This is a genomic window from Clostridium sp., from assembly GCF_036569345.1.
In the GTDB taxonomy this organism is placed as follows: Bacteria; Bacillota; Clostridia; order Clostridiales; family Clostridiaceae; genus Clostridium_AD.
Genome location: NZ_DATCQT010000045.1, coordinates 20,175 through 29,016 on the forward strand (window position 1 = coordinate 20,175; position 8,842 = coordinate 29,016).

Annotated in this window: 6 protein-coding genes; 1 reads left to right on the forward strand and 5 read right to left on the reverse strand. The window is 32.9% G+C overall.

Annotated elements, in window-relative coordinates; genetic code table 11:
- Positions 1–26 precede the first annotated feature (26 nt).
- The 4 genes from VIM70_RS04290 to VIM70_RS04305 form a co-directional block, all read right to left on the reverse strand.
- The gene (locus VIM70_RS04290) at positions 27–3,491 is read right to left on the reverse strand and encodes a hypothetical protein (RefSeq protein ID WP_331944450.1); all 3,465 of its coding nucleotides are present in this window, start codon (positions 3,489–3,491) and stop codon (positions 27–29) included.
- 87 nt (positions 3,492–3,578) lie between these two features.
- A complete protein-coding gene (locus VIM70_RS04295; protein WP_331944452.1) occupies positions 3,579–4,757 on the reverse strand; it encodes a zinc-ribbon domain-containing protein in 1,179 nt (392 codons plus the stop codon).
- A gap of 102 nt (positions 4,758–4,859) precedes the next feature.
- Positions 4,860–5,015, reverse strand: coding sequence for a hypothetical protein (locus VIM70_RS04300; protein WP_331944454.1), 156 nt, complete (start codon positions 5,013–5,015; stop codon positions 4,860–4,862).
- Between the two features lie 72 nt (positions 5,016–5,087).
- A complete protein-coding gene (locus VIM70_RS04305; RefSeq protein WP_331944456.1) occupies positions 5,088–5,234 on the reverse strand; it encodes a hypothetical protein in 147 nt (48 codons plus the stop codon).
- A 271-nt stretch (positions 5,235–5,505) separates the two neighbouring features.
- Here VIM70_RS04305 and VIM70_RS04310 point away from each other — a divergent pair, with 271 nt between their 5' ends.
- Complete coding sequence (locus VIM70_RS04310) at positions 5,506–5,853, forward strand: hypothetical protein (RefSeq protein ID WP_331944458.1); 348 nt, start codon at positions 5,506–5,508, stop codon at positions 5,851–5,853.
- A gap of 25 nt (positions 5,854–5,878) precedes the next feature.
- Here the strand turns inward: VIM70_RS04310 and VIM70_RS04315 are convergent, their stop codons facing one another.
- Entirely contained in the window at positions 5,879–8,641 is a 2,763-nt protein-coding gene (locus VIM70_RS04315; protein WP_331944460.1) for a phage tail protein, read from the reverse strand.
- Positions 8,642–8,842 lie beyond the last annotated feature (201 nt).

Sequence of the window (8,842 nt, forward strand, 5' to 3'; positions counted from 1 at the left end):
AATTGTAAATTATGTCGTATAATGCGTCAACTCCGTGCTAGCTTCACTCTTATAATTCCTGTCCCACTTAACAAGGGTTGTCTAGCATATCCAATTAAAGTACCTGTAGTCTGTTTTACAGCTACGCCACTACCATTAAGCTCTAGTGCGTCATTGAAGTTGATGGGTGTTGTACCATCGGCACTAATTTGAATAGATCCGTTGCATTGGGCTATACCGAAATCACCTATCAAGATACTATCTAAAGCTACCCCATATAGCTTACTACCAACTGTCCAAGCCTTAATTCCTGTCATATCAGATGCACTATCTAACGTAATTAATTGACCTTTTGTGATATTTGCCAAACTCGTATTTTTACAGTAATTATTGATAGAACTATCACTAATAGAACATTTCCCATTATATATTTCGTCATATGCTGTCTCTACAAATGTCACCCCACCGTCAGTTGTTGTCACTGCTTCGATGTAATCAATTGAATTTCCTTTTAGCCGAAACTCAAAACTTGGTTGAACATAACTCAATGGCGTACCGTAATTTTTATAGTATAAAAGTCTTAAAAATTCCGTCTTACAGCCATCTATAATTACAGTATCATGACCATAACTTAACAAATCACCGACAACTATATATTTGCTTATGCAATTATACAATTCAAAACTACAACCCTCTATGTCTAGGTAATGAGTATTTGAGTTATGACCCCAAAGCATACCGTTTGTGTAACAACCCCTAGCTACAATGTGGACATTTTGCCTTAATCCGCAAGCTAAACCATTCTGATAATTAGGTGATCCTGCATCATTTTCATTGATCAAATTACAATCAATGACCTCAACTTTACTAAAATTCGTTCCGTCAAGGTGAACTGGTGCCTTAACATTTTTACCTATAATAGTGCAGTTTCTTATCGAAGTATACTCAATGGTTTGGTTATAATGTGCTACATCAAACACATTTTTAGTATCGGCATAAGTTGTTTCGCGTTTTATTATTTTAACGCCATTTCTGCTTTGGCCTACTATGTTTACATAATTCTTTAAGCCTATGCTAAGGTTTCCATCATTGCTTACGTCATAAGTTCCATTCATTATTTTTAGTATATATACCTTAGTGCTTGAATTGTCCGTTATACTTTCCATCGCTGATACTATATCTGTGAAATCGCAATCTGTCCCTATTATTCCACCTATCTTAACTACTTTTTCGGTAGCAGAGCTTGTTACGACAATAGGATTACTCTGTTTTAGTGCTAGCTTCGCATACACGTCATCAAGTGTGTTGTTTACATATTTAACATCAACTATTGGGTTAGGTTCATACCTGCTATACCCTTCAACAAGTGAACCTATCTCAACCTGTGCTTTATCTATTGTTGTCAACATTACGGCACTTCTTATATAAACAGCGTTTAGCGGAATAACCCACTCTTCATATAAATTAATAGCAGCAATACCGGATACAAATACTTTATTCGTATCATAAAAAGCGTGTTGACCACCTGTGTTAACTAATATTAATTTTAAACCTTGATATGCCGATATATTTATATAATCTGTGTGACAATAAAGTACATTAGCAACCAACGCGCCAGTAGTATAAGACGGGAATTTTCCATCTTTTATTAACGTATCTTTATTAATAAGATTCTTACTGATTGGTGCCTTAATATATGAATCTGCTAACTTGTCTTTCGTTATTGATTTACCATTTATATACTTATTACTGAGAACTAAATAGCTTTGGTAAGTTGTAGCTACATCCCCTATCTCCATTTGTGCAGTCTCTAGCATAGTAGTGTTAGGAACAGAGATCCGTATACTGATTGCGTTTACAGGAATAATGGTTGTAGAGGGGCTTACAGCATTACTTAATCCTGATATGAAAACATTACCACCATCATAAAACGCACCTTGCCCACAATCTGTACAGGTTAAATATTGACCTTGGTACGCCGATATGTTTATATAATCAAGATAATAATAACTTGCGTTAGTTACTAATGCCCCCGTAGTATAACTTACAAATTTACCCCCTATTGCAACATCTTTATTTAATAGGTTTTTCCCAGTTGCAAAGAAAGAAGCTTTTTTAGGTGTTACGGAATTATCTGCGATCCCTGTTGCTTGATATACTCCCCCTGCTGTCCATGCCGAAGTAATATAGCTATATAGTTTACCATCAGCTGAAACAATATAAACTCCTGTATTGCCTGTGGGGAATGCTGTTTGTAATGCTGTTAAGGTTGCGTATGTTCCCTTAGGTGACCCTGACGTGAAAGCATCGACGTAAGCAGTGGTTGCCTTTAGCGCTAGTTGTGTCACACTCTCAGCCTTATCCGACAGACGAGCATTAACTTCAGTAATAGCATCATTGTGTATTTCATTAACTGCACTAACTATATCCGTCTTAGCAACAGTAACTAAATTACCAAGCACACCAACTTTATTGCTATCATGATCGTCTAATCTTGCTTTAAGATTTGCGTATCCAACACCCAAAGAACTAACTCTAGCATTTTCTACTTCTTGAGTAGTAATACTCCCTGCTCCACCTGGAACACTTTTAAATGCCTCGACAATTGTGCCAACTGGAACTCCTTCAGATAAAGTAAAGGAATTTGTACTTGTCTCTGTATAAGCAGAAGTAATTGTTTGCTTAATTCCATAAATCATTATCATTAATTGGTTCTTGCCTACAAGATAAGGAAACGAAGTTAAAGTAAATAATGTTTGATTTGCAGTAGCAATAAAAACTTGACTATCATTTGCTCCATATCCACCAGCAAAAGTTAAATCAAGTACATATGATTTTACAAAAATAGTGCCATTAAATCTCCACATTGCATTATTAGATGTTAGTACAACATCATCAATTACTTGATAAACATCTCCTAATAGATTACCAGAAGATGGAAGAGATGTTTTGCCTGTGACAACACCTTTGAAATTTACTAATGAAGTTGCATATGTATCTTGACGATTTGTTTCTTGAGTTTGTCTGGTATTTTCATTTGTACCTCTATTATTTTCAGAAGCTCCTCTTGCATTTTCACTTGCAACACGAACATTTTCAGAAGTAGTAAAATTAGTATTATTTGCGTTTGTAGTATTAGTTAAATCCTGAAGAGTCTGACTAACATTGTTATTTACATCTAATTGAGTGTATACCATACTAGCTGGAACATAATGTAATCCAGTTCCTTTAAAATTAAATTGAAGCTGTAATCCATTTCTAGATGCCTCAAAAGTAATTATATTCGCAATGTAATCAACTACATATTGATTAGCAGTAGGAATTCCACTTGGAATTTCATACCAAATAGTTCCTGCTCCTGTGACAAGGACTTTGGTGTATGAGGATGGTATTTCTGATAGAATTACAGAATTATTTTCTATTTGATGGGATTCTGATAATGATACAAATGGATCATCACTTGTACCTTTTCTGCGCTTTGTAATTATACTTGTATCATTGAATATTGACAAATAAATCGACCTCCTTTTGCTATTTTGGGTATGCAAAAAGAGAGGTCAATTATTGCCTCTCTTATGCTTGATTGTGGTATAATGATATTAGAGTGCTAATGAAAGTTCTTTATTTTTATTCTTTTCTAATATATATTGTTCTAATATACTTTCTATATTATCAAAATCCCAATACCATATTTCTAGTAATTCATATCCATTAGATAATGCGTAGGTTTTTTTACGCAAGTCATGCTCTTGTTGATATTTTAAGAATTTCTTAACAAAAAGATTACTTTTCCCATCATGAAATTCTCCTTGGTACTCTATAAGTAGATTGTTGTGTTGTGGTAGATAAAAATCATAAGATAAATTGCCATTTCCTACTCCAATTAACCCATCAAACTCTTTTTGAGGTATATAATCAATGTCATGTTTCTTTAACCATTTTTTTATTTTAATCTCACCATGTGATCCTGAACACTCTGGGCAGTTATAACCATTTAGTTTTGTTCTAGAAACAACTTGTGATTTCCACTCATGACTACATTCTTTACATTTCCAATAAACAGATTTATTACTACTGGGACAATACTCTTCTGGCAATTTATCATTTTTATCATAATTCCATTCTTCACATGCTTCTGGGTGGCAAACTAGTAAGTTATAATCTTCTGAAGGAATTTTACCTGCACAATATGGGCAACAACTATTATTAAAATTCCTTCCAGCTATCGTAGCTTCCCACTCATGCTTGGGATTTTTACTACATTGCCACCAAGCTCTTTTTATGCTAAAAGCTGTAAAATTATATGGAGTTAAATTATTATTTCTAGTAGGATGCCACTCTAATGACAATTGTGGACTTTTAGTTGCTAGACAGTTTGATAAACCAACTCGTCTTCCTGCGCAATAAGGGCATCCTCTATTATTAGTCATATCATTCCACATAGCTTCAAATACCTCTTCGCAACCAATAATAAAGCATTTCCATTTCAGTTTTATATTATTTCTACTATAAGTATAGCTTAATAATTCAAAAGGTTTATTATTTAATTTTAACCATAATTTAATATTTTGTATTGTATAAGGATTAGATTTTTCTACTTTGCTGGGTTGATATAACATAAAAGAATGAAGTGAACAATAATACATAAATCCCTCATTGTCTTTAAATGTTAATTTTTGCTTATTGTTTTTATATATCTTATCCATTAATATATAACCTTTAATTATAAATATTTCCAATACTTCTTCATATGTATATTTTACTGTTGTTCTAGACATTATTTCGCTCCCTACTTTTAAATTTGCTCCTGAATAAAAACACATTATTCAGCATTAGTCGAGTATTTCATATAATACTCGACTAATGCTTTGCAAATTTACTTATGACATTGTTTCAGCTTGTAACGCTAGTTCGTAAAATTTCTCTTGCTCAACTTCAGTTAAGCTTTCAATTCCTGCCTCATATTCTTTAAGTGATAAGTCGCAGTGGTTACAAATTGCAATAAAGTTGAATACGGCATTACTCATTTTTGTCATATGTATGCGCCTCGCCTTCAAATATTTACTATACCAAGTATAGCACGCGTGCACGCATACGTCAACTAAAAACTATCTACTTTTTTCTTTTTCATCCAAGTATTTTTCAAGTGCTTCAGCTGTGATTTGCGCTAGTGGCCTATTTACTTTTTTTACATAATTGTCTAAACGTTGGCGCAATACCAATGCTATTCTAGTATTAAGTGTAACTTGCATCATTCATCCTCCTCTTCTTGATGTAATGACACAAGTATACCATAGCGTGCGTGCGTTTAAAAGTTTTTATGGGTTTAACTTATTATTTATTATGTATATTAAGGTAAATTATGGTTATGTCTTGAATAATTAAGTTAGTGAATAACTCCCTCGACATTTGGAAAGATGTGGTATAATGATATTGAAAAATTTTACAAGTTTTTTATTGCCTTTATATTGTTAATGTGATATATTATATATATGGAATAGAAAAGTAAGGAAAGGGGTTTTACAAATGAAAAAGATTATGTATTTACTGTCCATTGGAGTCATATTTGTAATGTTGGGATGTGGGGTAGCAACAACTTCAATATCAACTACAAAAGATGCAACTACACCCCAAACAAATATTGCGTTGCCATCTAATTTCCCTGCGTCAAATGATCCAAGTATATCTAAACCTGAATTAGATCAAATTAAAAATGGTATGACTTTTAGACAGGTTGCTGAAATTATTGGAAGTGTAGGAGAAAAAGTTGTGGCGGGAACATATGAATTTAAAGGGAATAATAGTTTAGAGGGTAAAAATGTTCAATTGGTATTTGAAAATGATAAAGTGATTATGATTATTTGGGGAATTTAATCTATCCATCTAAAATCAAATCTTATTACAATGCTATGTACGATAAAATATATAGACTAGCGTTCACTCGTCCCAAACTTGCAGAACTCAATTCAATCACATGCCACCCACTTGTCTGAATATAAGGAGAGAGTTCTAAATTATTTTGGTCAGAATTGTAATGTAAGCCTCCATTATTGAGACGAAGTATTCCATCGACGTACACATCCACAGCACTAGCCATCGTTGACTCGAAAATACCAAATTGTAGCGAATGATTGTGCAATGGGAGTATTACACTATGATTATGAGGGGATATTATAGTTTGGTGAGAATGTGTAGGGCCATTATGAGTATGATTCCCAGAAGTTCCTTTTGTATATAAGTCACCACTAGTGGAAATTTCTCCTTTGCAACTCAAAGCTGAATTACCATCTGCACACCTAAGTAATTTATCATTAGGAGTTATTTCTGGAATAATTAACGGTTCAATATGAAACATAAGGTGACTATGGTCTCCATTTGCAGACCCTCCTGTTCCACCACCGCCCTCACTAGTTGGCGAACTAGCTCCTCCCCCTTCGCTAGAAATTGTAGTACCACCACCTGATGCAATTCCTTGTTCATATGCTCTAAACATTTCTAAACTAAAAGCTAATTTTACGCTTCTTACTTCTAACACCTCATTTGGGACATATATCTTCAGTTTAAGTTTGTGATTTTCGTCAACATTGTCGACCAATTGTATACTGTCAGAATTAACAATTCCATTGGAAATTACAGTAACACCATTATTATTTATGAGTTTAAGTCCATACAAAGACCCATCTTCCAAATCAGAAATATCACCAAGTATTACACGTTTTGTAGTTTTATCTCCTTCAAAAACAGTAATGCTTTGTCCATTAATTCTAATTATTCCGTTTGCCGTTTCAATTATTAATTTTTCTCCGATCAATAATTTTCCAATTATTGTCTCGGCATACAAACCCGCGCTGTTGATCGCTAAAGAAACAGTTTCACCACCATCTTCAGAAAGTAAAATTGAACCATGATTTATTCTAATTAAATGCATCGGAGAAGAAGGATCAAATACAGTTATTCCTCGTCTATTTACAACTACAGATTCATTATTACCCGATACAATTGTTTGATTCGCAGTCTTTAAACTGTTCTTCAAAAAATCGCTCAGTTCAAAAGCAACTTGATCTACGCTATTCCAAGTATTAGAATTTACCTGAACCACATTACTAGTAGAAATAGATTTATACAGGTCATTAATAAATTTGATTTCGTCAGTAATGATTTCCTGTACGTTGGCAACTGTAAGAGATATACTTCCATCCTCATGATTTATAGAAAACTCAGTAATCTTTGCTTGTATATATATATCTAACTTATCATAATAAACAGTAATGATATCCCCAAGATTGAGTTTATCCCACCTTTTCTGTTCCTCAAGGATGTCAAGAAAATTTACCATATCAATTTTAACAGAAATTTGAGGGACTCTTATTTTATCGAACTCTAAAACACCAGCATCATATAATTCCTGAGCGTCCCAATAATTATCGTTCTGCCAATCTTTTTCTAGAATAAATTGGGTACGTTCTCTAATTTCAGCCAATGTAAAATTATTCTCAGCATTTAATAAAGTTTGTAATGCTGTTATTTGTGCATTAATAGATGCAATACTAACATTGGTTGTAGCTATTTCAGAATTTTTAGTATCCATTAATATTTGTTGTGCTTTTTGTTGCGCTACTAAAATAACTGCTTGAGCAACTGAATCAGCATCTACTGAGCATTGAGCTATATCTAAATTGTCTGTAATTTGATCCATAGCAATTTGTAGATCTGCTAACTCATTTTGTTTAGTTACTAATAATTCTTGTGTTGTTTGAAGTTGAACCAAGTAAGCAGAATAAACTCCTTTTTTGGAATCAATTAATATATCATAAGCAATAAGTGCTTTACATAATTCATTAGACATATAAGGGGATTCTGCTAAAACATTACCATTGGCATCTTGAACAAATCCTGCAATAAAGTATGAAAAATCTTCTATGTAATTACTCCCCATTGGATTTACTGAATTTATTGATAATCCATCTAATCCAGTTGGGCGAAATCGTGTTGCCATTAAAGAATTATCTACTACCTCTTCTACGCCTTTCATAAGATTCCCATAAGATAACCTAAAACCCTTGTTCGTCCCTACATCTTCTTGTTTATAAAAAGATACAGTTCTTAGCTCTGTGTCATAAATCATTAAACTATTAAACGCAACAGCAATCTCATTTAAAAAATCAAGAATAGATTTATTATTTACTTTAAAAGAACGATAAATTAAATTAAAAGAGGGGTCACAAAACCCCAAACTCCATATCGTATCATTTTGTAAAATATCTTCAACTATTCTCTGTAGATTATATGAAATAGCTTCTAAACTCCTAATATTTTTAAAACTCAATTCAAAAGGGATGGAGAAACAATGAATGTTTTTAACATCTCCACTTTCACTCATACTTTTAGTAGGTTGATTTATTATAAACCATTCTGTAGTATTACCAACATATTTAATTAAGTAGAAACCTTTAAGCTTATTTAGATTAGGATTAATAATTAATTTGTGATGCGATTCTACCTGAACGGGTATTGAAAACGATAATTCACTTATTCCTCCAAGTTTGGGGGAGTAGACTATATTATATGCGTCATTTAATGGAGAAATTATATCCTTATTTGGTTTTGATAAATATAATTTTGCTTTCTTTACTGGGTTTGAACGATCAATTACTTGAAGCATTTTATTGTGTCACCTCATGTCTATAAATTATTAAGTTTTGGCGTATCATATTAAGATAAACCTATACCAAGCAATAACCAACTGAATATGTTGTAGAGTTAGCATTATTATGAGACACAGTAATTCTAAATGTCTTTGGAACAAAATCACTTACAACTAAATTCGCAACTGCTGTCAGACCAGGGTAAACCTTATAAACAT

What these genes read in the sequence shown, in the direction of transcription:
- VIM70_RS04295 (WP_331944452.1), bottom strand. Translation starts at nt 4,757, where the DNA reads ATGTCTAGAACAACAGTAAAATATACATATGAAGAAGTATTGGAAATA.
- VIM70_RS04315 (WP_331944460.1), bottom strand. Translation starts at nt 8,641, where the DNA reads ATGCTTCAAGTAATTGATCGTTCAAACCCAGTAAAGAAAGCAAAATTA.
- VIM70_RS04300 (WP_331944454.1), bottom strand. Translation starts at nt 5,015, where the DNA reads ATGACAAAAATGAGTAATGCCGTATTCAACTTTATTGCAATTTGTAAC.
- VIM70_RS04305 (WP_331944456.1), bottom strand. Translation starts at nt 5,234, where the DNA reads ATGATGCAAGTTACACTTAATACTAGAATAGCATTGGTATTGCGCCAA.
- VIM70_RS04310 (WP_331944458.1), top strand. Translation starts at nt 5,506, where the DNA reads ATGAAAAAGATTATGTATTTACTGTCCATTGGAGTCATATTTGTAATG.